Raw genomic sequence first — 23,902 nt, 5'->3', positions numbered from 1 at the left:
TTCGATGCCCTACTGTAAAAGAAAGGGAACAACAATTCGGCTGCCGGGATTTTTCCGTGTAATGGAGCCGGTGTCGAACAGGAAGGTTTGTCCGCCTGGGCATTGCCCCACAATGGCCAGACCGTGACCGACTGACAAACAGGTCAGTTTGAAATCGGTTGAAAGGAGCCGGCTGAAACGAACCGCAGCAGGCAGCAGCAGGAGCAGGGCTGTACCCGTCCAGAGAAGAGCAGATTTCCACTTTGTTCCGGCCGAAAGCCCTCGAACGAAGGCCAGCCACACGTAGTAAAGCAAAACGACGTAAAGTCCGACACGGCCTATTTGGAAGGAAAGGATGTTTGCGTCTGCAATCTTGATAGTCAGAAAACAAAATGCATCACTGACTCTGTCCAGCGGGACACTGCAAACGGCCGCTGCCGTCGGCAGCAGCGGCAGAAGGAGAATTTTCAGAAAACCGGTCAGCAGAACCAGAAAGACCAGCGGGAACAGCAGAACCGTCCAAAGAGCCGAAAGGGGTGTGAACGAGCTGAAGTGGTACAGGAGAATGCCGGCTCCGCCCAGCCAGGCAGCATAACCGACGGACAGAAGTTTCAGGACGGATTCCAACAGCACACAGACAGATGAGCCGACAAAAGACTCCGACAGGGCCGGATAAAAGGGGATTTTCAGACACAGACGAAACAGGTTGAAGAAAATCGGTTCATAGAAAAAGAGGATGCCGGCCACGGAAGCATAGGAGAGCTGCCAGCCGGCGGTAAAGAGGTCCATTGGACGAAACATCAGAAGAACAACCGCCGTCAAAGACAGGGTGTTCAGCGGACGCGGTTGCTGACCGAGCAGCACGGACAGAAGGAAAAACTGAGCAAAAACAACCGCCCGAAGCGTCGGGGCACGCGGCGGAACAAGCAGGGCATAGGCCAGAAGCAGGAGCATACACAGCGCGGCACGGAAGCGTTTGCTGATTCCGAAGACCCGCCCCGCCTGCCAGAAAATACCGGCCAGTATCCCTACATGCATTCCCGACAGACTGATAAAGTGGGCCAGGCCGGTGTTGCGAAAGGCCGTCTGAATTGTCGTGTTGAGGCCGGAGCGTTTTCCAAGCAGCAAGGCATCGGGCAGGGAGGAAAATTCTTCATAGTCCCCTCCCCATGCGCGGAGAGATTGAGCTATCCGGCTGCGGAACTGCTGAATTCCGGCGAGCTGACGTCCCTTCTTGTCCCACGGCATTCTTTCGATTGCTTCCGGACCTGGAATTTCTGCGGTCAGAAAAATTCCCTGGGCGGCCAGCGTTTTTCCATAATCAACCATTCCGGGATTGTCAGGCGGAGGCAGTTTTTGAAGCGTACAGTGAAATCGAATCCGCTCACCTGCCGAGAGCGTACGGACGGGCTGATTGACGGAGACGGCGAGGGTGCCGCACGCCCGCTGCCAGCCGTCCGTAGTGAGGGCTTTTTCGACAGCCAAAAGGAATGATGTAGACGGCGGTGTCCACTGATATTTGGCAAACACCCATTGCCTGCGGTCTTCGATGTGGGGTTCAGTCAGGATCATTCCTTCCAAAGTCGCCAAGGAGGCAGCGGATGCCATTTTGCGGCGGATGTCCGGCGGAGATGGAATCTGGAAAAGTTTCAGCCGAACCGCGCCGGCTGCCGCAGCAGCCAAACCGGCTGACAGGAAAAGGACCTGAAGCCGGCGGATTTGCCCTCGGATTTTTCCGATACACAGCGTACCCCCCGCAAGGACAGACAAAATAGAAAGCCAAAGGAGTAAAGGCAGATTGGTATAGTTCTGAAGAACCAGCCCTGTCATAAAACCGACGGCAACCGGAAGGAGCGGACCGGATTGAAGGATTTGCTCTGCAAAAGGGCGTTTTTCTTGCAGCTGGTTCTGAAGGGCCTCTATTTCAAGCCGTATCGGGTCGGCCTGAGACCGTTGGTTTTTCACAGCCCTTTTGTCCTCCTTCGTTTTCTCCTTCTTTTTCAGAACACAGGATTATGATTTCGGTTCGATGCGTTCCCGATTGCCCATATAAGGCCGAAGCACTTCCGGAATCGTGATGCTGCCGTCGGCGTTCTGATACAGTTCAAGAATCGGAATCAGCACACGAGGGGAGGCGATAACGGTGTTGTTGAGCGTATGGCAGTACAGATTCTGTTTTTTGGCGGTTCGATAGCGAAGATTCATCCGCCGGGCCTGAAATTCATAAAAGCGGCTGGCGGAGTGGGTCTCGCCGAAACTATTTCGAGAGGGCATCCAGGTTTCGATGTCGAACTTCTGAACCTGTCCTCGTCCGAGGTCGCCGGTGCAGACATTCACGACTCGGTAGGGCAGGTTGAGGGCCTGCAGTACCGCCTCGGAATTGGCGAGGATTTCCTGATGATAGGCGATGCTTTTGGCCTCGTCATTTTCGCCGATAATGACCTGTTCGACCTTGTCGAATTGGTGGATGCGGTAGAGTCCGTAAGTGTCCTTGCCGGCGGCTCCGGCTTCCCGGCGAAAACAGCTGCTTAAGGCGACAAATTTGACGGGAAGCATTTCTTCCGAAAGCAGTTCGCCCATATAATACGCCGTCAGGGGCACTTCGGCTGTGCCGGCCAGATTCAGCTCATCCCGCTCCATTCGATAGGTCTGTTCCTCCGCTCCCGGGTAGTAGCCAGTGCCCCGCATGGCCTCATCCCGCATCAGCAGCGGAACAACCATCGGTTTGTAGCCCCGCAGCACCATAAAATCCATAGCAAAACGGAGAACAGCATAATGCAGAAGAGCTCCGTCTCCTTTGAGGAAATAGTTGCGGGTGCCTGCCAGTTTGACGCCGCGTTCGACATCAATAATGTCCAGCATCTGGCCGAGCTGGATGTGGTCTTTGGGTTCAAAGTCAAACTGTCGAATGGTGCCCCAGCGGCGAATCTCGACATTCTGGGTATCGTCTTCGCCGTAAGGGACTTCCGGAGCGGGGGGCTGGGGCACCTGAAGCATCAAAGCGTCGAACTGGGGCTGAAGTTCTTTGACCTTTTGTTCCAATTCGGCTTCGAGTGTTTTCAGTTCGCTGAGGGTTTTCAGACAGGCCTGTTTTTTTTCGCCGTCCAGCCGCGGGATTTCCTTGCCGAGGCGGTTTTTTTCGGTAGCAATGTCCTGCAGCTTCTTTTTGACATCCAGAAGGGTTGCGTCGATGGCCAGCAGTTCATCGATATCCACATCAAACTTTTTGGCTTTGGCGCCGTCCTTAAACAGATGCGGGTTTTGGCGAATCAGTTTGATATCAATCATTGTTTTTCTCCGGAAACAAGCTTCCGCCAAACCAGTTTACGGCCCGAACCGTCGGATGACAAGGACATTATTCTGACCGCCGAATCCAAAGGATTCTTTCAGAACCGTCTCGACCCTGGCTTTTCGGGGCTGATTGGGCACATAGTCCAGGTCCAGCGCCGGGTCCGGATCGTGAAGATTCATCGTGGGCGGCAGGGTTTGGGTCTGGATGGCCATCACGCAGGTAATCAGTTCCGCACAGCCGGTGGCGCCGATGAGATGGCCGAACTGGCTTTTGGGGCTGCTGCAGGGGATTTGGTAGGCGCGCGGCCCGAAGACTTTCTTGATGGCCAGCGTCTCGATGGAGTCGTTTTCGGCGGTGCCGGTGCCGTGTGTGCTGATGTAGTCGATGTCTTCGATGCCGATGCCCGCATCCTGCAGGGCGGCCCGCATGGCCTGCACAGCCCCGCGCGCCTCTTCATGCATATCCGTGACCCGAAAGGCATCGCTGCTGCTGCCGAAGCCGATCACTTCGGCCAGAATGTTTGCCCCGCGTTTTTGAGCGGAGGATAAGGATTCGAGAATGACAATCGCTCCGCCCTCGCCGAGAACAAAACCGTCTCGGCTGGCGGTGAAGGGACGTGAAGCTGTCCACGGGCTGTCGTTTCGAGTGGACAGGGCGGTCAGCCGATTAAAGCCCATCACACCGAGCGGATGAATCATCGAATGGGCCCCGCCGGCAATCATAATATCCGCTTTCCCCTGCCGAATCAGCATAGCGGCCTCGCCGACGGCCTGCGTACTGGCGGCACAGGCCGTCAGACAGCTGCGGATGATTCCGCGGGCTCCCGTCAGAACGGCCAGGTGAGCGGCGGGCATGTTCGTTTCCTGCTCCAGTTCGTGTTCAGCCGACATCATCGCAAAGGTGGTATCCGTCCAGACAGCCCAGTCCATTTGCTGGGTTTGGCTGTTCCAGGCCTTGACAATGGCGGTGAAGAAGGCGTCGCTGTCCATGGCCCCTTCGCCGGCGCCCAGATAAATGCCCATACGCCGCCGGTCAATCCCGTCGGCGGGGGTGTCCGTTTCGGTCTCGATACCGGCCTGCCGACACGCTTCCTGAGCGGCGCCCAGAGCAAACGAGCTGCCGCGGTTGCAGTGCCGATGACGCTGCGGATATTTCAAAACCTTATTCAGGTCAAAATTTTTGACTTCTGCATCAAAGGTCGTCGGATACGTGGAGGCATCAAAGAGCGTGGTATAATTCATTCCGTTCCGGCCGGTTATCAGGCCTTCCCATGTGGAGGCGACATCGTTGCCTAACGGACAAACAAGTCCCATTCCTGTAATGACCACCCGTTCCTTCATTCTGATTTCTCCTCGTATCGCTTCAGGACGACGGCGGCGGTCTGGCCTCCGAAGCTGTATCCGCAGCAGAGAACGGTTCGAACAGGATGTGCGGCGGCCTTTTTCGGGAAGAGAAGCCGGCAGCCGTCCAGCGGAGTTTCCAGATTAAAAGCGGCCCCGATGGTTTGGTTTCGGATGGCCAGTACAGCGGCCGCCAGGTCCAGCGCACCGGCGGCAGAGCCGGCATGGCTCAGCTGGCCTTTCAGGGGCCAGACGGGCACCCGGCTGACGGCGCTGCCGAGTACATTTTGCAGCACATCTGCTTCAATGCGGTCATCCGAGGGAACTGCCGTTCCGTGCGGGATAATCAAATCCAGCTCTTCCGGTCGGACGCGGGCCTCTTCGAGGGCCTGCCGGACGGCAATTTCCAGCCCCCCCCCGTTTTTCAAGTGGATGTAATCGTCGGTGTCGGCAGCACTGGACGCCCCGCCGGCATATTCAGCCAGGATGGCGGCCCCGCGTTTTTTGGCAAAATCGAGGTCTTCGAGGATCAGCACGCCCGCCCCCTCGCCGAAGACCGAACCGTCGGCTTTGGCGTCGAAAGGCCGGCAGGCCGCCTGCGGGTTGTGATTTCCCGAAAAAGTGGAACGCTTCAGCAGGCATTGACGCACCATCAGAAGCGGGTTGACTTTGGCTTCCCCGCCGCCGGCCAGGACAATGTCGGCATGTCCGCGCTGAATCATTTCCGCCCCTTCGCTGATGGCAATATGCGAGCTGACCTCGCCGCAGGTGATGGTATTGCTGGGGCCCTGGATATCGTGAATGATTCCGATATGGCAGGCCAGCATATTCGGCAGGTATTTGAGCAGCCAAAGGGGAGTGACGGTCGGGATGCCTTCCCGACCCCATTTTTTCATGTCAAACCGTCCGTTTTCCGCCGAAACCGCCACAGAAGGAGCAATTTCCGGCAGCTCACAGCTGATGATTCCGGAGGCAAAATCAATGCCGGTTCTTTCCGACGGAAGGGTCGGATGCTCCGGGTCTATGGCTTTGGTAACCAGACCGGAGGCCCGGACGGCCTCATCGGCCGCAATCACCGACAATTCAATGTCGCGGCACATCAGTTTGGCGGCTTTTCGATAGGCTTTGGGGACATAGTCCCGGATGTTGTATTCCGGGACTTCGCCGGCAATCTGACAGGGCATTTTCGCGGGGTCAAACGCTCGAATCCGCCCGATTCCGCAGCGACCCTGCAGAAGACCCTCCCACATCTGACCGCTGGTTAATCCGAGGGGGCTGACGGCTCCGACGGCTGTAATGACCACACGGCGTCCTGCCATCAGGAGCGGCCCTCCGAAGATTCCTGCTGCACAAATCCGTCAAGCAGCGAACAGAAGGTATCGGTGAAGACGAAATTTTCTTCCGGGAACCGCTTGCCGGAGAGGTTTTTATCGATGTGGCTGAACATCAGGCTGATGCGTGCGATCAGCTCCTGTCCGCGGCGAATTTCCCCTTCGGTGCTGGCAGCTTCCGGGGAGATGCTTTCAATCTGGGCATGAAGGGTAATCGTATCACCAGGCCGAACATAATGGTAAAAGACCGCCTTTTTGATTTTGGCCAGGATAACTTTTTCCTGAAAATTCCGGGCCTGTCCGACCAGAATGCCGGCGGTCTGGGCCATTGCCTCAATTATCAGACATTCCGGCATCACCGGAAACCCCGGAAAATGGTCGTGCAGGTGTTCTTCAGCGAGCGTGACATTTTTGAGGGCCACGGCTCGTTTGCCGCTTTCAAACTCAAGAAACTTGTCAATCCAAATCCATCGCATTTTTTATCGGGAAAAAAACGGCAGGGCCGAAACAGCCCGGCGCCCAAAAGGTTCTTCAACACTGCGGAATCAGCCGTTCAGTTTTGCATCCAGAAAGTTGACAATGGCGCCGACGGTAAACAGGTCGGCAATTTTGTTGACGTCGGGGTCTTTGGCAAAATTGCTCAGGTCTGTATGAGGCATACGGGCCTTCAGTTCCGCCAGCCCCTTGGCTGTCAGCTTTCCGCCGCTGACAAATTCCGGGTTGTTCAGCACACTTTCGGCGGGGAAGAGCTCTTCGCGGGGGACCTTGATGTTGAACGTTTTTTCGAGACGGAACACAATGTCGAGAAAGTCGATGCTTTCCGCTCCTAAATCCCCCATCAGGGTGGCCTCTTCCGTCACATCCTCTTCATCCAAACCGAGTGCATCCACCAAAACATCCTGAACTTTCTTGAAAATTTCCTCGCGGCTGATTGCCATAATTCGATTTCTCCGTAGATTTCAATCCCTGATTTTGCTGCCCAAAGCCGCCGGCCCGGGGCTGACTTTATGCTTCTGAGTATAAAAGTTTCCAGCGCTGTTTCATCTGTTCAATGATTTGTCCATCCAGACGAGCCATTCTGGGGTTTTCATCGCTGAGGTTAAAATGCCGCAGCGTAAATTTGGCCTCGACAATGGATTCATTCCCGCAGATTCCCTCGCCGCTGAAGCTGCTGGTGTTCGGCTCAATGGAGTGAGCGTCCACTCGGTACTGAATCTGCATTCCGGGAGCCGCAAAACTCTTATACCGGACATTGCGGGCCGATTCGAGCAGAATCATGCTGTGCGCAAAATCTTCGGCCTGACGAACCAGCCAGGAAGCCGACTCAATCAGACCTTCCAGCAGCAAAACGCCGGGCAGGACCGGGAAAATCGGAAAATGGTCCGCCAGGTACTCCTCGGCCAGCGAAACACTTTTCACAGCCGTAAGAGATTCCCGCGGTTTCAGAGCCGTAATTTTATCAATCAGAACAAATTTCATGCCCAGAAATTGTAGTAAGATTCAAACGGTTTTCCAGCATTTTTTGACGCAAATTCCAAAAAAACAAGACCTTCAGTATCTGCTAAGGTCGGGAAGGTCCTATCTGCAGGCAAGAAAATCTCGAATCGGAGAGATTTTTACAGATAGATTTCAAAAGGCGGCGGTCGGATTCGAACCGACGAATAACGGTTTTGCAAACCGTCCCCTTGAGCCGCTTGGGTACGCCGCCGGACAGCCCATATCCTATCTTGAGGCGGTTTTTATTTCAAGCAGAAATTGCTTTTCCCGCGGTTTTCTCTCGAAAAATGGGCCCGCAAGGATTCGAACCTTGGACCAAGGGATTATGAGTCCCCTGCTCTACCGCTGAGCTACGGGCCCGGAAAAAAGAGCGAACTCGACGAAAGAGATATGGTATAGTAAACTGGCCTTGTCGTCAATGAGTGTCGAGAAAATGGGTCCCAAAAAAGACAATTGTTTTTTGCCTGCCTCTCCGCAGGAGATGCGAGCCCTCGGATGGGAACGCCCGGACATCATCCTGATTACGGGGGATGCCTATGTGGACCATCCGGCTTTTGGTGTGTCTTTGATAGGCCGATGGCTTCAGAGACACGGGTTTCGGGTGGTGATACTGGACCAGCCGGACTGGCGGCAGGTCGAGCCGTTTCGGCAATTTGGGCCGCCGCGGCTGTTTTGGGGGATTACTTCCGGCTGCATTGACTCCCGGCTGGCGATGTACGCCTCAATGGGCCATCGACGGAAAAAGGATGATTACAGTCCGGGCGGCCGGACCGATTTGCGTCCGGACAAACCGCTGGCGGCTTATACAGCTCGCTGTCGGGAGGCCTTTAAGGGTATTCCGATTGTTTTAGGCGGGCTGGAGGCCAGTTTGAGGCGGCTGGTTCATTACGACTATGTGGAGGACCGGCTGAAGCGCTCCATTTTGATTGAGGCCAAGGCGGATTTGCTGGTTTTCGGAATGGCGGAACGGCAGATTCTCCAGATTGCCCGCCGGCTTGATGCCGGACAATCTTTGGCGGACTTGACAGACATTCCCGGAATTGCCTATCGGCTGATAGGGGGGCTCGCGCGGCCGGCGGAAGCAGTCGAACTGCCGGGGTGGGAGGACCTGCGGGCAGACAGCGGCCTTTTTATGAAAGCCCATCTGGCCTATCAAAAAGAAACCCATCCGATGGGACGGCCTGTGGTTCAAAGTCAGGGACAGGAAATAGTGGTCGTCAATCCGCCTGCCGAACCGCTCACGGAGGAGGAAATCGATGCCGTTTATGCCCTTCCGTTTACCCGATGCTGGCATCCCAAATATGATAAGCAGGGGGGCATTGCGGCCCTCGAGCCGGTTCGATTCAGCATTGCCACCCATCGAGGATGTTTTGGAGGGTGCAGTTTTTGTTCAATTTATTTTCATCAGGGCAAGTTTATTTCCAGCCGTTCGATGGAGTCGATTCTGCAGGAGGCGGCGGCCATCGCGGCCCATCCGGATTTTAAGGGCACGATCCAGGATATCGGAGGGCCAACCGCGAATATGTACGGGATGCAGTGCGGCAGAAAGGGCAGGGCTTGCGGACGAAGCAGCTGTATCTGTCCGGAGGTATGTCCCTATCTGCAGGCGGACCACAGGCGGCTGATTTGCCTGCTGGAGGCACTGCGAGACTGGGCAAAAAGCCAGAAACGACCGGTTCGGATGGTTGTGGCCTCCGGCATTCGACACGATTTGGCCTTAAGGGATAGCCGATATCTTGAATTGCTCGTGCGGGAGTTTGTGGGCGGGCATCTGAAAGTGGCTCCGGAGCATTTTTGCCCGGATGTCCTGACTTTGATGAATAAGCCGTCTTTTGAGGTTTTTGAGCAGTTTGAAAAAAAGTTTTCAGAGATATCCAGAAAGGCGGGAAAAAAGCAATATCTGGTTCCCTATTTCATCAGCGGCCATCCTGGCTGCAGTACGGAAGAGGCCGTTCGGCTGACGGACTACCTGATTCGACGAAACTGGAAACCCCGACAGGTTCAGGATTTTGTGCCGATTCCGCTGACCCTTTCAACGGCCATGTTTGTGAGCGGCTGTTCCCCGCAGGGCAAGCCGATTCCTATTCCAAAAGGACTTCGGGAAAAGAAGCTCCAATTTGCGTTGCTGCAATATTATGATAAGGCGAACCGGAAAATCCTCGAGCCGTTTCTCAAAGAAAAAGGGCTCGAGCAGCTGCGAAAGCAAATCGGGTACATCCAGGATCGGTTCGGCATTCACTCCAAAGCCGACAAGGCGGCACACCCCTTCGAATGAGAAAAGGCCTATAATCGCTATAGACCGACTTCCGTTTGGAAAAAGTTTGTGTATCCGGGCGTTTTCCCGACGGATGTCTTGATTCGTCCTGTAAAAAAGGGTATATTAAACATGGCATGTCCTTGATAAATTAGTGAACATGCAAAACGGCTTCGGAGATGAGGACGTGATGGACCAAGAGTTTTTTGAAGAAAAACTCGAGGAATTGGTTCGTGAGCTGGGTGCTTTGCCGGATTCCACTCACCAAAAGCTCCTCGAAATCGCCAATCAGCATAAGGACAATCAGAAAAAGCTGAAAAACAGTCTTTGTGCCCTCCAGGATTCTCTCGATTACCTCCGCATCAGTGTCAAGTACCTGATTTTTGATCTGGAGGCAACTCGTCGGGAAAACGCCTATCTGAAGAAACTCCTCGAAGAGAAACAAGAATAGTTTTGTCGGCTATTTTCCCCTTTTCCAGACTTTCCCATTTCTTTTGCTTTTCTCCCCTTTTTCTCTTTTCACGAAAGTAGGCAAAGTTTTTTGTCGATAGAAGTCGATAGAAAAGGTGTATAATAAGTTTGAAATTGTCTTTTTTGTTGATTGAACAAGCCGCAAAATGGAGATTATATATACTAAGAAAGGGGGTTGCTGCCGAATGGCGGATAAGCCATTTTGACTTTCGCTGAAAAATGTGCATAATAGAACTTGTTCAATAACCGGATATACACGATAGACAAGAGGGATAAATATGTTTGAGCGTTTTACGGACAGAGCCAGAAAGGTGATGGCCTTGGCCAACCAGGAAGCTCAGCGTTTCAATCATGAATATATCGGGACAGAACATATTCTCTTGGGGTTGGTCAAGGAAGGCAGCGGGGTAGCCGCGAATGTTTTGAAGAACATGGATGTGGACCTCAAGAAGCTTCGACTGGGGATTGAAAAACTGGTCAAGAGCGGTCCCGATATGGTCACGATGGGCAAGCTGCCGCAGACTCCAAGAGCCAAAAAGGTCATCGAGTATGCGATCGAAGAGGCCCGCGCACTGAATCATAACTATGTGGGAACCGAGCATATCCTCCTGGGGCTTCTTCGCGAGACGGAGGGCATAGCGGCTCAGGTTCTGATGAATCTGGGTTTGAAACTGGAAGATGTACGACAGGAAGTGCTGAATCTGCTGGGAGCCGGAGTCGAGGATAACAGCAGCTATCCGGCTATGGGGATGAAAATGAATCCATCGATACCGCCTTCGTCCGCTCAGTCGGTCAAGGCCAAAAGCAAAACACCGGCGCTGGACAGCTTCGGTCGGGATTTGACGGAGCTGGCAGCCAAAGATGAACTGGACCCTGTGATAGGGCGGCAAACGGAAATCGAACGCCTGGTGCAGATTCTCTGCCGGCGTACGAAAAACAATCCTGTGCTGCTGGGTGAAGCCGGCGTCGGAAAGACGGCAATTGTGGAAGGGCTGGCCCAGCGGATTGTTTCGCACGAGGTGCCGGAGATTCTGCGGGATAAGCGTCTGGTTGTTCTGGACCTGGCGATGATGGTGGCCGGTACGAAATACCGCGGCCAGTTTGAGGAGCGCATCAAAGCCGTGATTAATGAAGTGCGCCGTGCCGGCAATGTCATTCTGTTCATTGATGAGCTTCATACGCTGGTGGGGGCCGGCGGGGCGGAAGGGGCCATCGATGCCTCCAACGTCCTGAAACCCGCTCTGGCACGCAGCGAGGTGCAGTGCATCGGTGCGACAACGTTTGATGAATACCGCAAATACGTAGAGAAGGATGCGGCGCTGGAGCGTCGTTTCCAGACGATTATTGTGGAACCTCCGAGCAAGGAGGAAACCGTGCAGATTCTCCGCGGACTGCGGGACCGCTACGAACAGCATCACCGCGTCCGGTTTACGGATGAGGCCCTTTATCAGGCGGTTGAGCTGTCCAGCCGGTATATTTCCGGGCGCTGCCTGCCGGATAAGGCCATTGATGTGATTGACGAGGCCGGGGCTCGTGTGCGTCTGAAGAATATGACGCCGCCGCCGGATTTGGCGGAATTCGAGGCCAGGATTGAAAAGCTTCAGGCCGAGAAAGATGAGGCCGTTCGAAATGCGGATTACGAACGGGCGGCGGCTTTGCGGGATGACATCCAGCGGATTCTGGATGAAAAGGCTGAAGTCCAGAGGCAGTGGCAGGAACAGAACAACGACAAGGTCGGTGTCGTGGATGTGGATGTTGTCGCCGAAGTGGTCAGCAAGATGACCGGCGTGCCGCTGACGCGTCTGGAGAAAGAAGAAGCTGAAAAACTGCTCGAACTGGAAGCCGAGCTGCACAAGACGGTGGTGTCTCAGGATGAGGCCATCAGTGCGGTGGCCAAGGCGGTGCGCCGAAGCCGCAGCGGACTGAAAGACCCGAACCGTCCGATGGGCAGCTTTATCTTCATTGGTCCCAGCGGTGTGGGCAAGACGCTTCTGGCCCGTGCATTGGCCGAATTTATGTTCGGCGATGCCGATGCGCTCATTCAGATTGATATGAGCGAGTATATGGAAAAGCACAACGTCAGCCGGCTGGTGGGGGCTCCGCCCGGGTATGTCGGCTACGAAGAAGGCGGTCAGCTGACCGAGCGAATCCGCCGTCGGCCGTATGCCGTACTGCTGCTGGATGAAATCGAGAAGGCCCACTCCGATGTGTACAATATGCTTCTGCAGATTATGGAGGAAGGCCGTCTGACGGACTCCTTCGGACGCCATGTCGATTTCAAGAACGTCATCCTGATTATGACCAGCAATATCGGCGCTGAGCTGATCAAGAACCAGTCCGGATTCGGCTTCGGCAAGCGGACGGAGCAGGCCAACTATGAAAAGATGAAAGAGCTGCTGGATAAGGAAATCGAACGGCACTTCCGTCCGGAATTCCTGAACCGTCTGGATGCGGTGATCGTCTTTAGGCCGCTGACGCGTGAAAATCTGCAGACGATTGTTGATTATGAGCTCCGCAAAGTCTTCAAGCGGCTCATTGAGCACGGCCTGCGTCTGGAGCTGGATGAGGCCGCCAAGGAGTTCCTGATTAACAAGGGGTATAATCCGGAGTTCGGGGCTCGCCCGCTGCGTCGGGCGATCGAACGGTACATTGAAGACCCGATTTCGGAAGACCTGCTGCGCGGGAAATTCAAAGGCAAAAAGGTCATCCGCATCACCGTGCAGGATGAAGAACATCTGCGGTTTGAAGGGATTGACGGGGAGGAGAAAGCCCCTGAGGAAACCGCTGTTGTGCATACAGATACAGCCGGCAATACGCCTGCTCAATAAATAAAAATGTCAGCCAGGGAAAGGCGGATTGTATGGAGAAAGGCAGGGAGGTTTTCCAGAAGGATGCATTTGCCCGCCTATGCGGGGTTGAGCTGCTGGAGGCCGGGGAAGGGACGGCCCGTGCCCGTCTGGTGATTCGTCCGGAGCATCTGAATGCCGTCGGAATCGTTCACGGAGCGGCGATTTTCACGCTGGCGGATGCGGTTTTTGCCGCTGCCGCCAACTCCTATGACCATGTCGCGGTGGCCATCAATATCAACATTTCCTATCTGAAGGCCGTCAGCGGAGGCGTCCTTTATGCGAAGGCCGAGGAACGGAATCGGGAAGGCCGAATCGGCAGTTATTTGATTACCATAACGGATGAGGAGGGCCAAACCTCCGCTGTCTTTGAAGGCCTGGTTTATCGGAAGCTTCGGAATGGTTGACGGCTTCGTTCTGTTTCGGAATGAGATAAGATTGACTGTTTCATTGAGGAGACTGGCGAATGAAAAAGAGATGGTTTTGGGGAATAACGGTGCTGCTTTTGGGATTGGGGATTTGGGTGACGGCAGCTGAGACGGAGACTGCTTCGCCTGAGAACAAACAGGCCGAAACACAGATGCCGGCGCGTCCGATTCGGCTGCGGGAACGGCTTCAGCCGAGACCCCGTGTCAGCAGGAGCGACCCCAATGCTCCGATTCCCCGTCCGTTTGCCCGGGAGCAAATGCAGCCGGGTACAACTCCGTTGACGGCCCTCGAGACACGCCATCAGGCATTAATTGCAGAACTGACTTCCATTCTAAAATTGGCACAGGAGGAAAATGCTTCTAAAACAGCAGAGGCCGTCCAGAAACTGATTGATAAACACAATGCCGAGTACAAACAAAACATTGAACTGCTGCAGCAAAGACGAGCGGAAATGCAGAGACGCATTGAACAGCGGCTGCGGGAGCGTCGTCAGCAGACAAATGCGGATTCCTCTGCTCAACCTCAGTCAGCAGAACAAAAAGAGGACGGTTCAAAGGAACAGCCGGCTAAGAATTGACAACTATTGAATAAAATGACATCCTAAGAGGGATGTCATTTTTTTGGGTTGATACTGGACAAAAGATTTACGTTTTCTCCTTAATCTGGACGATTTATTAGAAGAAAGGAAAGGACAGATTGAGGAAGAGTTGGTCCAAAACAGAAGTCAGACAGCTGCGAAGCGGGGATGTTCGGATGCTTCGCCGATGGTTTTACGCGTATGCAGACTGTCTGTACACCTGGATTGTTCGTCATTCCGGTTTGCGGCAAGAGGAGGCGCAGGAAAAAACAGCTCATCTGCTTCAGACGGCTTATTCGAAAATTGAAGAATATGAGCCGTCGGCGGGTTCGATGTATTCTTGGCTTCTTGGGGAGGCGGCCGCGCTGACAGTACCGGCATTTTCGCCGGAAAATCTTCGGAATGTTCCAAAAGCAGCAGAGGTTTTGTATTCACTGGCTCGAATCGGGACAAATGATTTCCCGGAAGAGTATTTGGAAAATCCGCTGACGGTTCATCTGATTCAGGCGGTTCTTGCGGAACTGGATGAGCCGTATCGACGGCTTTTGCTTTCCCGCTACTACCGGATTGAGACAGAAGAGATGTCTACAGTCTTCTTTGAATCTTTACCGGAAGGGAATGAGGAGGATTTGGCCCAGGCCCGCTATTATTTTCGACGGTTCTTGTCCGCCTGGCTCAAGAAATTGCAAACGGCTCCTGCAGAAATACCTGCCGAGTTTCGACTGGACCTTTTTGAGAGGAATCTGGAAAAAATCTTCCGCTCGATTCCGCCGTTTCTCCAATTGCCTTTGGAGAAACGACGCGCACTGGAAGAGACGCTTTTGCATCAGGCCGATCTGAGGAGCTCAAGTATTCGAGCCGAGCGGATTCTGCTGAGAAAGCATTTATTGCGGCCGGTCGGAGTGGTTCTTTGTTTGGGAATAGCGGTACTTGTTTCTTTTCTTTTAAAGCTCGTCCCGTCTGAAGAAAAAACGGCCGTTTCCATTCATCCGGCTCCGGTTTCTTCCCGCCGTTTGGAACCTCAAGAAAAAAAAGAATCTGCTGAAGACCTCAAAGAAACGTTGAATCAGGTTTTTGCGGCGGGTTCTGTAGGAGATGTACCTGAGCTTTTACGGATTCTTCAGTCCGGACCCTATCCGGCCCAGGTGGCGGCAGCGGTTTTTTTAGGGCGTTTTGGAGATGCCTCCGCTATCGGACCGCTGGAAAGGGCCTCCCGAAGATGGTTTCCCTCGTCTACGGACGAGGACCCGTTTCTTTTGGCCATTGAGCAAATCGAACAACGCCTGCGGGGGATTGTTCCGGCTCAGGAGACGGAAATAGAGTATGTATCGTTAGAGCCCAATCGGGGACCCGGGGAAACAGAGGCGGCTTCTCAGGAACAGACGAAACCGGAGATGATGCCGGATGCTCAGAAAAAAGAAGAACAGGAGGTATTAATCCCCAAAGAAACTGCTGTCAAGGAACCGGAAACGGCTGAACCAAACGGTCTTTCTGAAGAGCAAATGGAAGAGATTCCGGCTGAAGAGCAAGAGATTTTGAATCAAGAAAGTCAAACGGGGAATGAAGGCCTTGATGAAAATCAGACCGAAGAAATCCAGAATGGCTTGTCAGGAGGGCCAACGGGTTTTTGATGCGTCTTTGCGGAAGGCGGGAGTTTTTTGCTTGCCAAATTACGGGAGCGGATTATACTACAGGTCTGTCTGATGGCGGCGTAGCTCAGCTGGCAGAGCAAGGGATTCATAAGCCCTGGGTCAGTGGTTCAAATCCACTCGCCGCCATTTTTTTGCCCCCATCGTCTAGCGGCCTAGGACGCCGGGTTCTCATCCCGGTAACAGGGGTTCGAGTCCCCTTGGGGGTATTGCAGGGTTGGCTAAAAACCGCATTTTTGACGCAATCCGCTGTTTTTCGCCCAGTTTGGCAACACTTTTGGCAACATAAAAATCCCACAAAACCTGCCCAAAATCGGGCAGCGCTTTGATGGCGTTCTGTTCGGTTTCTGGCAGCGTGCGGGCATAAGTATTCAGCGTCAAACGGGGGTCGCTGTGGCGGGCTAACTGTTGACGAACCTTGACCGGCAGGTTTTGGCTTGCAAGCAGCGCGATGTAGGTGTTTCGAAGCGAAAGGAAAGAAATTTCGTTTCCCTCTCGGTCTACCAATGGCAAGCCGGCAGCTTGCAGGTCGGCTTTTAGCCATTCGGATGTTGCAATCCAACGTCCGCCGAATGAGAAGACAAATTCATATTCGCTGGCGGGCTTTCGGTAATAGGTCTTGAAATATGCCAAAACATCGGCTGTGACTTGCGGCAGCGGTTGGCAAGCAGTTTTCTTATTTTTGGTTATTTCGGCCCGCACAGATACATACGGCGGGTTTTCGTCAAGGTGAATATCACGCCAGTGCAATGACAGCAACTCTTGGCGTCGCAAGCCGGTGCTGGCGGCAAGCAAATATAAAACCGCCCGGTCATTTCCTGCGTGAGATTTTATAAGCACTGACCACGCCGCCGTCTATCGGTGCCTACCAGTCCAGAAAAACCCAGCCCTCGCCCTGTTTGGGCGTTTCCAAGAGACGTGCCTGTCCGGGCGCTGCCAGCGGCGCCGGGGGAAGATTTGCCCGCCCAGCCGATAAGTTTCAATTTGTCATCATCGTAATTGACCGTATTTTCGGCATATCGGATATCGCTTTTCATCGCATCAGACAAATCCTCCTGCACATCATCCTTGACGGCGGTTGCGTTCTCTGCGCGAGCCTGTGCTGCAATAGCGGCGTTCTTGGCGGTCGTATATACGCTGACCAACGTAGTCAAGGCCGCCGGTAATACCGGAGACGCTGGGTAAATCGCTGCTTTGGAGGTAAGCCCCGAAACCATTGTAAGCCGGCACAAAGTTAGCTGACTTTGCCTCAAGTTACGCTTGCTCTGCCTCGTAGTAAGCCGACTCTGCCTCAAGGTTCACTGACTCCGTCACAGGTTACGCTTACTTTGCCTCAGAGTAAGCCTATTTTATCTTTTATCAAAGAGTTAGCTAGCTTTGTCTCAAAGCAAGCCGACTCCGCCACGGAGTTAACCGACTTTGCGATGGAGTAAACAGGCAAATCGCCATTTTTAGGCCAAAAACACGCTTTTTTCTGTCGTTTCTTTATTTTTCAATGCCATAATGTAATGTAAGCCTTTAATTCGACGATGTAACATTTATGTCGCAAAATAGATTACCAAACCTGCCACGGCAAGGCCGATGAATATCCCGGCAATTATTTTGCCAGCGGTGTCAAGTTTCTTGGTGTCTTGATATCCCTCTGGGCACATAAAGCACGTGACCCCCACGAAAAGACTCGCGATCGGCACGAGTGTATGCAATGACTACCACCCGCTTATGCCGATGTTATGCAGACGACTCACAACCAGGATAAAAGAAGCCGTCACTGTTATTATGAATCCGAAAAATTCCACGGCTGGTTCATCTCGGGCGGCGACATTGAAAATAGCATTGATAACAGCAACCCCAAACATTCCAAGGAAGTATCCAGTGCGCCGAATCCCTCCGTAGTTCTTCTCTTGCTTATGCTCTTCTTCTACATTGAGGTTGGTTGTATCCGGCGTGCCAATAGTCGAGGGGCTAATCTCTGGTTCTGTTAAAACAGTAGCATAGCTCCCCATAGGTTCAGTTAAGAGAGGTTGGAGCAAAGATTGGCTGTCTTGGTGTGGCTTTTCGGGTTCAAAATTCTGAAAAGCTTCCATGTTTTCCTGTATTACATCAGATTGCAATTTTTGGATCTGAGGCATTTTTAAGTTGAATAGATTGCTGTTTTCACGCCCCTTTCCGCAAAATCGCATAGGAAGCCCATGCCACAAGAAAAAGTGCTGTATGAGTCTCGCTTTTGCTTCCAATCGCAGTGAAAAACATAATATTGATGACCCAGAAAAAAACCACAATACCAATGGCCCATCCCTTAGATATAGGACGCCGAAGGAAAGCAAATCTGATTAACAGTGGCGGAGCTAACCCAACTCCCCAAGTCAAAATGGCAGAGACGATCAAAGTTATCCACCAGTATTCTCCAAAGGCTATCTCCATTATAGAGCCGCCTCCCTCATTTGTTGGTTTTACCCATTTGTCGTGTATGACAACGCTGTTACCTATAGCTTGGAAAAGTGGAAGATATGAAGCAAAAGCATCCTCTATTATTTCCTTGTCTTCTGTGACACCGACGACAGCGCACTCAATTGAGAGCATCTTGCCGTTATAGAATAGGAGATACATTAGTGAATACATATCTGCTCTCATGCCAGCACGTTCAACTTGATAGTGACACTTGAGCCATGCTCCTGGTTCACCATCTATTTGGGTTTTCCCACCATCGAGATAAGTTGCATTGGGTGGTATCATTTCGCGCAGACTCTCGGACAAAACTTCCGCTCCTATATCGCCTTCGAGGAGCAGGGATGCCCAAACTGGAAGATCTTGCACGATAATCATGCACCCAGGAATTATTCCGCCCACCGCTTTTCCCGTGAATTTCTGTACTATGTGAGGATGAATTCCTTCTTCTGCTCGCCATGACTTTGGGTATTTCAAACTGACATCTAATCCAGATGCCTTTGGGTGCGATTTCAGATTATATTCTGCTTGTTCCTCCGACAGAAGTTCTTTTGTAACCAAATCGACTTGCGTTCCCTTAGGTACGATTACCCCGAAAGATCGTGGCCAAGTGGTCTCGTTTGCGGACAAGACATATGACAACCAATTTTTTGACCGACTGCGTGTCCATTCAAGATCATTATCTTCTTCGTAAGTCTTAAATACACTCAGATACAGGACTTTTCCTTTTATCAATAAAACGGTTATTGTCCCCGCCACAGTGTGCTCTGTTTGGTCACCATCAACTGACAATTTATACTTTGCAATTTGTGACATAGTGATGTAGGAAGCTGTCTCCTTGTCAATTCCAAGAGGTATGACACCGTTTACATTAAAATTGACTTCGGCTCCAAATCTTTGAGAAAGAGCTTTTCCGGCCTCATTTGTCATTTTGTCTATAGATTCCTCTTGATTCTGGAGCAGCGTATCATATTCCTTGCGCAACACGGATCGCAGTTCGGCAAACTGGTATTTGGGTAACGTCAGATTCTCCAGCTCTTTCACAGAATGGACGGTCATATATTCCCGGAATTGAGCGGGTTCACCACGTAAAAGACGTCCTGCGTCTTGTTGAGAAATGAAGACAGCAAGAAGACGATTCGATTTGGGAAGCATGCCCTCGAACATTGCAAATTGTTCTTCAGAGATTGATTTAAGCTCTGTGAAACCGTCTGGTGCTGAGACTTGAAGCGTTTCCTCACCAATAGTGATTTCAACAGCAAAGGTAATTAGCGGATGAACCGATAGGAAAGATATCCATAACAGTGGGAATATTTGCTTTTTGGGCAGCATAAGAACTGCTCCTTTCTCACAAAACCACTATCACGGTATTACTCAGCGAACTTTCGCCTGGTTTATTTACGGCTATAACACGATATTCGATTTCAATTTCTTTCCAAAGTAGCTGCGGTTTCGATTGCTGTGGTGATATCCTACCAATCGCCTTCGGGGCGGTTTCGTCGCTGAATCTTATATGCATTTATTTTACCGTCTTCGGCGGGGGCTTTCAAGTCCAGAAATACCCAGCTGTCGTCCTTATTAGGCGCTTCGAGTTGGCGCACCTCTCCGGGCTGGGCCAATACTGTCGGTGTCCGACCAGCCGAGCAGTTTTAGCTTATCGTCATCGAAATTAATCGTATTTTCAGTGTGCGGATATCGCTTGACGGCCTCCGTTAGTTGTTCGAATACATCATCTTTGACGGCAATTGCCTGCTCGGTGGCAGCGCGGGCGGCCAGATACGGCCTTCGGATGAATAATCCGAATTCAATAAGTTCCAGAGTTTTGTGCTCTTCAAAAATTAACTTCTGGAAAGCAAAGAACTTGGGTTCATTTCTTTTTTTGAGTAATAGAATTCTTGCTTTTTGACCGATACTTTGCTATAGTTGAAGATGCAGGTTGGCCCCTGCGGTGTGCGTGACGGAAACGCTAATTTGAAAGAACCGATGCACCCTATCGGGGAGACCAGGTCGGTTAGGATCGGACATGCCTGCCTGACAGGACGTTCCGGACTCCCGCAACGGTCGCCCACCTAAACATACAGGGTTGCTTTCAATCGATTCCGCACGGCATCTGCGGAGGTACCTACATCAAAAAAGGTCTGTCCCGTACAGGCCTTTTTTCTTTTTCGTCCTTTCGGATTTCATCAGAAGAAAACATCGTAAAGCAGAGCATCATAGTCCTGAACAGTTCCGCCGTCCAGGCAGCATTCAATGATGTCTTTTCCGAGCGGGTCTAAGTCGGGATGACGGAATTTCTGAAGTTCCTGAACAAAAAAGTTGCGCAGAATTTCGGCGCCGCCGTCGTATCCTTCCAGTCCGACTTCAGGCTGGGTATGTGTCTGCAGGAAAATCAGAGGAATGGGAGTTCCTTCAACCTGCATTGAGTTGAATGCATAACCAAGAAGGGGACAGCGCGCCGGGGTAAGCTGATGGGGCTGGAAACGGGCCAGACCTCTTCGACCGAGGTATTCACGTCCAATCCATTGAGGCATAAAGCTGACTTCCCATGCTCCGACATGCTGGTTGGGCATTAAGGCATAGCGAACTTTCGGCGTAGCACGAATTTGACGAAGAAGTAAATTGGCGTGGTCCACCAGCCGTCCCGCGGCAAAAGGCCAATAGGAACCGACGCCTTCGCTGGTCATTCCTTCCGTATCTGTGATGCTCGGATTGGAATATCCGCGAGGGGCGACTAACCGCCACAGCCAGGCCAAAGCCGCCGGAAGAATATGAAGATAACCGGCAATGCCGTAGGTTGGATGTTCTTTCGTGCAGGGCGGTGTGCGAAGCCCAAAACTGCGAATCATCACTTCAACCGGACCCTCTACGGCACCGGGGACAAGCCGCCGAGGAAGAATAACACGCGGATTCGGACAGGGATGGCCCGGACTGTCTTCTGTATGCTCCCAAATCAGACACGTCGCATCGGGGATTCCCTGAAGATTCAGGAAAATCAGGGGTTCACCCGGGTGAATCGTAATACTTTCCAGATGAGGGTCTATTCCATATCGGCGGATATGATTGAGCCGAACAAACCAGGCCTGCTCCGCATCCTTGGCCAGCAGATAACCGCCTGCATTCTGAATATTGGGCAGGCACATCGCCATATCGTCGGTTACGGGGTTGAGACGGCAGGCCTGGTTGAGAGTCAGAAATCGCTGTTCCCCGGTTATGACATTCGTACCCAGCAGCAAGCGGCCGTCTTCCTGACGATGGACATATTCGAGCATTTCGCTTTTCCCGCCTCCGCTGGCTCCTTCATGCATAATCGTGGTTATATTGTCATACGGTGTAACCACCTGAACCGTAGAGCCGTGAAGCGTGGGCCAGTCTTCTTCTTCGCCGATGGAAAGAAGCACACCGTAAATGCCTTTTTTGGCACTGGGACCGGGATAGAGGTTGAAGGAGAAAATTTCATGAAGCCCGGGAAGCCGGTTATGCACAACAACCTGTTTGCCGTTGAAATAGGTATGTCGAAACGGCGGGGCCAGGTAGATAACACTGCGGATGCGAAAGTTTTCGGGAATACGGTCCGGAGTGATCATTCCCTGCAGATCAGCCAGTCCGCCGACAAAGAATCCTGCATTTTGGGGAGCAATCAGCATCGCTCCCTGCCCGCTTTGGACATCGAACGATCCGATGGTAAAGAAAATAACGGCCAAGTCCTGCTTTTGCAGCCATTGAAATGTTTCTTGGCGGAGAGGTTCAAAAGGCTGTTTGAAGTGCTCCTGAAACCTGGCCTTGTCTGTTTCCCGCTCGTCGGCAACAAACATACAATCCGGGTCGCGACGCCGCATGTACGGTTCCGGATAGTTTACGGCTAAACCATTCTTGCAGCGGGTAACGGTTGCTTCTAAAACCATCCTTTTTCCCGGGACTTCATAGGCGACCTCAAAGGTGCCTCTTTTCAGCCCGCCCATGGCCAAATTGATGATATCATCCCGGTTAAGGGGAAAAGTAAGTGAGCGGCAGCTGCCGAGAATCTGCTTAATGTGTTCGGGCAGATTGGTTCTGGACCAGTGTTTTCTGTAGTCTATGGTATTCATTTTTCCCTTTCTGAAGAAAGATTTTGCCGGGCGGAAGATTATACGGATTTTTCGGTAAAGATCAATGAAATACCGAAACTGATTTAGGGAAAAATATTCATCCGTGCACCGAGGGATTGCATAAGAGAAACATAGGTGGGGAAGGTAACATTCATTGCTTCAGCCGTATCGATAACTGTACAGCCGTCCAGCACCATTCCCGCTAAGCTGAGAGCCATTACAATGCGGTGGTCCGCGCGTCCGTTCAGATGAGCGGAATGGAGAGGTTTGCCTCCATGGACGATGAGACCATCCGGCAGTTCTTCAACATCGGCACCGAGTTTTTTCAGTTCAGCGGCCATGCAGGCGATTCGGTCTGTTTCCTTCTTGCGGGCCTGAGGGACATTCAGAAAACGAGTTGTTCCCTCAGCGAATGCAGCAGTGACGGCCATTGCCGGCAGGGCATCCGGTGTGCGGTTCATATCAATATCAATCCCTTTCAGGGGAGATTTTGAAATTGTTACCCCTTCGGAAGAATATTCAATGTGAGCCCCCATTTGTTTGAGGTAATCCACGACGGCCTTATCGGGCTGACTGTCTGTAAAATCCAGACCGGTCAGGGTAATGTCCCGGCCGAAGAGAGCACCGGCACACAGAAAAAAGGTTGCACTGGAAAAATCTGCAGGAATCGGAGCATCAAAGGATGTGTATTTTTGTCTGCCGGGAATAAAAAACTGTTTCATCCCGTTGTTTTCATAGCGGATGCCCTGGCGGTCCAGCCAATCGAGGGTCATCCTGGCATAATCCGGTTCATTCAGCAGTAGGACGTTGATTTGGGAGTCTTTTTCGGCTAAAGGACAGGCCAAGAGCAGTGAAGATAAAAACTGGCTGGTAAAGCATTCAATCGAAGTCTGCCCGCCTTTGAGCGTACCCCGGATTTCAACAGGGGCACATCCGTTATTTTTGATACATTTTCCGTCGGCACCGAGGTCTTTCAAAGATTGGAGCAGACCGCCGATGGGCCTTGTTTGAATTTGTTCGTCGCCGGTCATCGCAATAGCAGCTTTGGGGGAAGCCAGCGAGGCAGACCCCATAGCCAGGCGAAGGGTAGTCCCCGAATTGCCGACATCGATGCTGCAATGCTCGTTAAGGATTTTTCCTGCAGTCCCTTTGATTATCCATTCCTTCTCATTGGAAGTGTCTATTTGAGCGCCGAGAATTCGATAACAAGAAACAGCACTTAAGGTGTCCCCGGACACAAGAGGAAAACGAATCCGGCTTTTTCCGGAGGCCAAAGAAGCAATGGCGACTGCACGAATGGTATGAGATTTGGAACCAGGGATAGAAACCATCCCTGACAGCTCTGATGGATATACGTGAAGTTTCATATATATCAAGACATAATAACTCTATTATTTGTTAAAGGTTTTACGCCGATGGAAATTTATCAAAAAAAACTGGAAAAAGGAAAGAAAAATTATTATAGTAAAGAATCATTTTCTTTGTGTTTATATGTGTTTATATGCGAGTTTTTATAGGATGTTTTTGCTATTATAAGAGTTTTTAGGTCTTATTTCTACTGGGGGTTTTTGGCGTCCTATAATACCATTCTTTTCCAGATTGTTCAGTTTGTGTATTTTCAAAGTTCCTTGACTAAAAATAGGCATTTTGGTAAGGTGAGATAAACTCGCCTTTTACGTTTTCCGATACGGTAAAGGTGTCGTTAGA

At 52.0% G+C, this 23,902-nt stretch carries 18 protein-coding genes, 4 tRNA genes and 1 other RNA gene; 9 read left to right on the top strand and 14 right to left on the bottom strand.

All coding sequences use genetic code 11. The features are described 5' to 3' along the window. Positions 1-9 precede the first annotated feature (9 nt). From PKY88_03690 to PKY88_03650, 9 genes are all read right to left on the bottom strand, one after another. Positions 10-1,944, bottom strand: coding sequence for a ComEC/Rec2 family competence protein (locus tag PKY88_03690; GenBank protein HOQ04298.1), 1,935 nt, complete (start codon positions 1,942-1,944; stop codon positions 10-12). Between the two features lie 48 nt (positions 1,945-1,992). Further along, on the bottom strand, positions 1,993-3,267 hold the full coding sequence (serS, locus tag PKY88_03685) for a serine--tRNA ligase (protein ID HOQ04297.1): 1,275 nt from the start codon (positions 3,265-3,267) through the stop codon (positions 1,993-1,995). 36 nt (positions 3,268-3,303) lie between these two features. Next, positions 3,304-4,611 carry a beta-ketoacyl-[acyl-carrier-protein] synthase family protein gene (locus PKY88_03680; GenBank protein ID HOQ04296.1) on the bottom strand — a complete coding sequence of 436 codons (1,308 nt, stop codon included), beginning with the start codon at positions 4,609-4,611 and terminating at the stop codon, positions 3,304-3,306. Then, positions 4,608-5,930 carry a beta-ketoacyl-[acyl-carrier-protein] synthase family protein gene (locus PKY88_03675; protein HOQ04295.1) on the bottom strand — a complete coding sequence of 441 codons (1,323 nt, stop codon included), beginning with the start codon at positions 5,928-5,930 and terminating at the stop codon, positions 4,608-4,610. Before PKY88_03675 ends, PKY88_03680 begins: the two co-directional genes overlap by 4 nt. Continuing rightward, positions 5,930-6,418, bottom strand: coding sequence for a 3-hydroxyacyl-ACP dehydratase FabZ family protein (locus PKY88_03670; GenBank protein HOQ04294.1), 489 nt, complete (start codon positions 6,416-6,418; stop codon positions 5,930-5,932). The genes PKY88_03675 and PKY88_03670 overlap by 1 nt, the downstream gene beginning before the upstream one ends. A gap of 69 nt (positions 6,419-6,487) precedes the next feature. Then, positions 6,488-6,880 (bottom strand): acyl carrier protein, encoded by a 393-nt coding sequence (locus PKY88_03665; protein HOQ04293.1) that lies wholly within the window; start codon positions 6,878-6,880, stop codon positions 6,488-6,490. 67 nt (positions 6,881-6,947) lie between these two features. Continuing rightward, positions 6,948-7,421 carry a hypothetical protein gene (locus PKY88_03660; GenBank protein HOQ04292.1) on the bottom strand — a complete coding sequence of 158 codons (474 nt, stop codon included), beginning with the start codon at positions 7,419-7,421 and terminating at the stop codon, positions 6,948-6,950. A gap of 155 nt (positions 7,422-7,576) precedes the next feature. Then, positions 7,577-7,650: transfer RNA gene (locus PKY88_03655), tRNA-Cys, on the bottom strand. Positions 7,651-7,727: 77 nt separating this feature from the next. Continuing rightward, positions 7,728-7,799, bottom strand: a tRNA-Ile gene (locus tag PKY88_03650). 73 nt (positions 7,800-7,872) lie between these two features. Here PKY88_03650 and PKY88_03645 point away from each other — a divergent pair. The 8 genes from PKY88_03645 to PKY88_03610 all read left to right on the top strand — a co-directional run bounded on the left by PKY88_03645 (position 7,873) and on the right by PKY88_03610 (position 15,874). After that, on the top strand, positions 7,873-9,714 hold the full coding sequence (locus PKY88_03645) for a YgiQ family radical SAM protein (protein ID HOQ04291.1): 1,842 nt from the start codon (positions 7,873-7,875) through the stop codon (positions 9,712-9,714). A 169-nt stretch (positions 9,715-9,883) separates the two neighbouring features. Next, entirely contained in the window at positions 9,884-10,144 is a 261-nt protein-coding gene (locus PKY88_03640) for a hypothetical protein (GenBank protein ID HOQ04290.1), read from the top strand. A 298-nt stretch (positions 10,145-10,442) separates the two neighbouring features. Then, entirely contained in the window at positions 10,443-12,992 is a 2,550-nt protein-coding gene (locus PKY88_03635; GenBank protein HOQ04289.1) for an ATP-dependent Clp protease ATP-binding subunit, read from the top strand. 32 nt (positions 12,993-13,024) lie between these two features. Continuing rightward, positions 13,025-13,417 (top strand): PaaI family thioesterase, encoded by a 393-nt coding sequence (locus tag PKY88_03630; GenBank protein ID HOQ04288.1) that lies wholly within the window; start codon positions 13,025-13,027, stop codon positions 13,415-13,417. A gap of 59 nt (positions 13,418-13,476) precedes the next feature. Next, positions 13,477-14,016, top strand: a complete 540-nt coding sequence (locus tag PKY88_03625; protein ID HOQ04287.1) for a hypothetical protein — start codon at positions 13,477-13,479, stop codon at positions 14,014-14,016. Positions 14,017-14,135: 119 nt separating this feature from the next. Then, the gene (locus tag PKY88_03620; GenBank protein HOQ04286.1) at positions 14,136-15,647 is read left to right on the top strand and encodes a hypothetical protein; all 1,512 of its coding nucleotides are present in this window, start codon (positions 14,136-14,138) and stop codon (positions 15,645-15,647) included. Positions 15,648-15,721: 74 nt separating this feature from the next. Further along, a tRNA-Met gene (locus PKY88_03615) sits at positions 15,722-15,794 on the top strand. A 7-nt stretch (positions 15,795-15,801) separates the two neighbouring features. After that, positions 15,802-15,874, top strand: a tRNA-Glu gene (locus PKY88_03610). A gap of 621 nt (positions 15,875-16,495) precedes the next feature. On the opposite strand, the gene PKY88_03605 is transcribed toward PKY88_03610, so the two are convergent. From PKY88_03605 to PKY88_03595, 3 genes are all read right to left on the bottom strand, one after another. After that, a complete protein-coding gene (locus tag PKY88_03605) occupies positions 16,496-16,882 on the bottom strand; it encodes a hypothetical protein (protein ID HOQ04285.1) in 387 nt (128 codons plus the stop codon). Between the two features lie 489 nt (positions 16,883-17,371). Then, positions 17,372-17,749: a hypothetical protein gene (locus PKY88_03600; GenBank protein ID HOQ04284.1), complete on the bottom strand. Its 378-nt coding sequence runs from the start codon at positions 17,747-17,749 to the stop codon at positions 17,372-17,374. Between the two features lie 70 nt (positions 17,750-17,819). Further along, positions 17,820-19,442, bottom strand: coding sequence for a hypothetical protein (locus PKY88_03595; protein ID HOQ04283.1), 1,623 nt, complete (start codon positions 19,440-19,442; stop codon positions 17,820-17,822). 605 nt (positions 19,443-20,047) lie between these two features. Between PKY88_03595 and ssrS the strand changes: the two genes are divergently transcribed. Further along, positions 20,048-20,233: non-coding RNA, 6S RNA (ssrS, locus tag PKY88_03590), on the top strand. A gap of 60 nt (positions 20,234-20,293) precedes the next feature. Here the strand turns inward: ssrS and PKY88_03585 are convergent. Continuing rightward, the gene (locus PKY88_03585; GenBank protein HOQ04282.1) at positions 20,294-22,195 is read right to left on the bottom strand and encodes a DUF4914 family protein; all 1,902 of its coding nucleotides are present in this window, start codon (positions 22,193-22,195) and stop codon (positions 20,294-20,296) included. Positions 22,196-22,278: 83 nt separating this feature from the next. After that, complete coding sequence (aroA, locus tag PKY88_03580) at positions 22,279-23,562, bottom strand: 3-phosphoshikimate 1-carboxyvinyltransferase (GenBank protein ID HOQ04281.1); 1,284 nt, start codon at positions 23,560-23,562, stop codon at positions 22,279-22,281. Between the last annotated feature and the right edge of the window lie 340 nt (positions 23,563-23,902).

This window comes from Anaerohalosphaeraceae bacterium (assembly GCA_035378985.1).
Classification (GTDB): Bacteria; Planctomycetota; Phycisphaerae; order Sedimentisphaerales; family Anaerohalosphaeraceae; genus JAHDQI01.
Note: the sequence above shows the minus strand (reverse complement) of the source record. Positions and strands in the feature narration are given on the sequence as shown.

What these genes read in the sequence shown, in the direction of transcription:
- PKY88_03675 (HOQ04295.1), bottom strand. Translation starts at nt 5,930, where the DNA reads ATGGCAGGACGCCGTGTGGTCATTACAGCCGTCGGAGCCGTCAGCCCC.
- aroA (HOQ04281.1), bottom strand. Translation starts at nt 23,562, where the DNA reads ATGAAACTTCACGTATATCCATCAGAGCTGTCAGGGATGGTTTCTATC.
- PKY88_03640 (HOQ04290.1), top strand. Translation starts at nt 9,884, where the DNA reads ATGGACCAAGAGTTTTTTGAAGAAAAACTCGAGGAATTGGTTCGTGAG.
- PKY88_03585 (HOQ04282.1), bottom strand. Translation starts at nt 22,195, where the DNA reads ATGAATACCATAGACTACAGAAAACACTGGTCCAGAACCAATCTGCCC.
- PKY88_03630 (HOQ04288.1), top strand. Translation starts at nt 13,025, where the DNA reads ATGGAGAAAGGCAGGGAGGTTTTCCAGAAGGATGCATTTGCCCGCCTA.
- PKY88_03635 (HOQ04289.1), top strand. Translation starts at nt 10,443, where the DNA reads ATGTTTGAGCGTTTTACGGACAGAGCCAGAAAGGTGATGGCCTTGGCC.
- serS (HOQ04297.1), bottom strand. Translation starts at nt 3,267, where the DNA reads ATGATTGATATCAAACTGATTCGCCAAAACCCGCATCTGTTTAAGGAC.
- PKY88_03625 (HOQ04287.1), top strand. Translation starts at nt 13,477, where the DNA reads ATGAAAAAGAGATGGTTTTGGGGAATAACGGTGCTGCTTTTGGGATTG.
- PKY88_03670 (HOQ04294.1), bottom strand. Translation starts at nt 6,418, where the DNA reads ATGCGATGGATTTGGATTGACAAGTTTCTTGAGTTTGAAAGCGGCAAA.
- PKY88_03680 (HOQ04296.1), bottom strand. Translation starts at nt 4,611, where the DNA reads ATGAAGGAACGGGTGGTCATTACAGGAATGGGACTTGTTTGTCCGTTA.
- PKY88_03665 (HOQ04293.1), bottom strand. Translation starts at nt 6,880, where the DNA reads ATGGCAATCAGCCGCGAGGAAATTTTCAAGAAAGTTCAGGATGTTTTG.
- PKY88_03660 (HOQ04292.1), bottom strand. Translation starts at nt 7,421, where the DNA reads ATGAAATTTGTTCTGATTGATAAAATTACGGCTCTGAAACCGCGGGAA.
- PKY88_03595 (HOQ04283.1), bottom strand. Translation starts at nt 19,442, where the DNA reads ATGCTGCCCAAAAAGCAAATATTCCCACTGTTATGGATATCTTTCCTA.
- PKY88_03605 (HOQ04285.1), bottom strand. Translation starts at nt 16,882, where the DNA reads ATGGTTTCGGGGCTTACCTCCAAAGCAGCGATTTACCCAGCGTCTCCG.
- PKY88_03645 (HOQ04291.1), top strand. Translation starts at nt 7,873, where the DNA reads ATGGGTCCCAAAAAAGACAATTGTTTTTTGCCTGCCTCTCCGCAGGAG.
- PKY88_03600 (HOQ04284.1), bottom strand. Translation starts at nt 17,749, where the DNA reads ATGGAAGCTTTTCAGAATTTTGAACCCGAAAAGCCACACCAAGACAGC.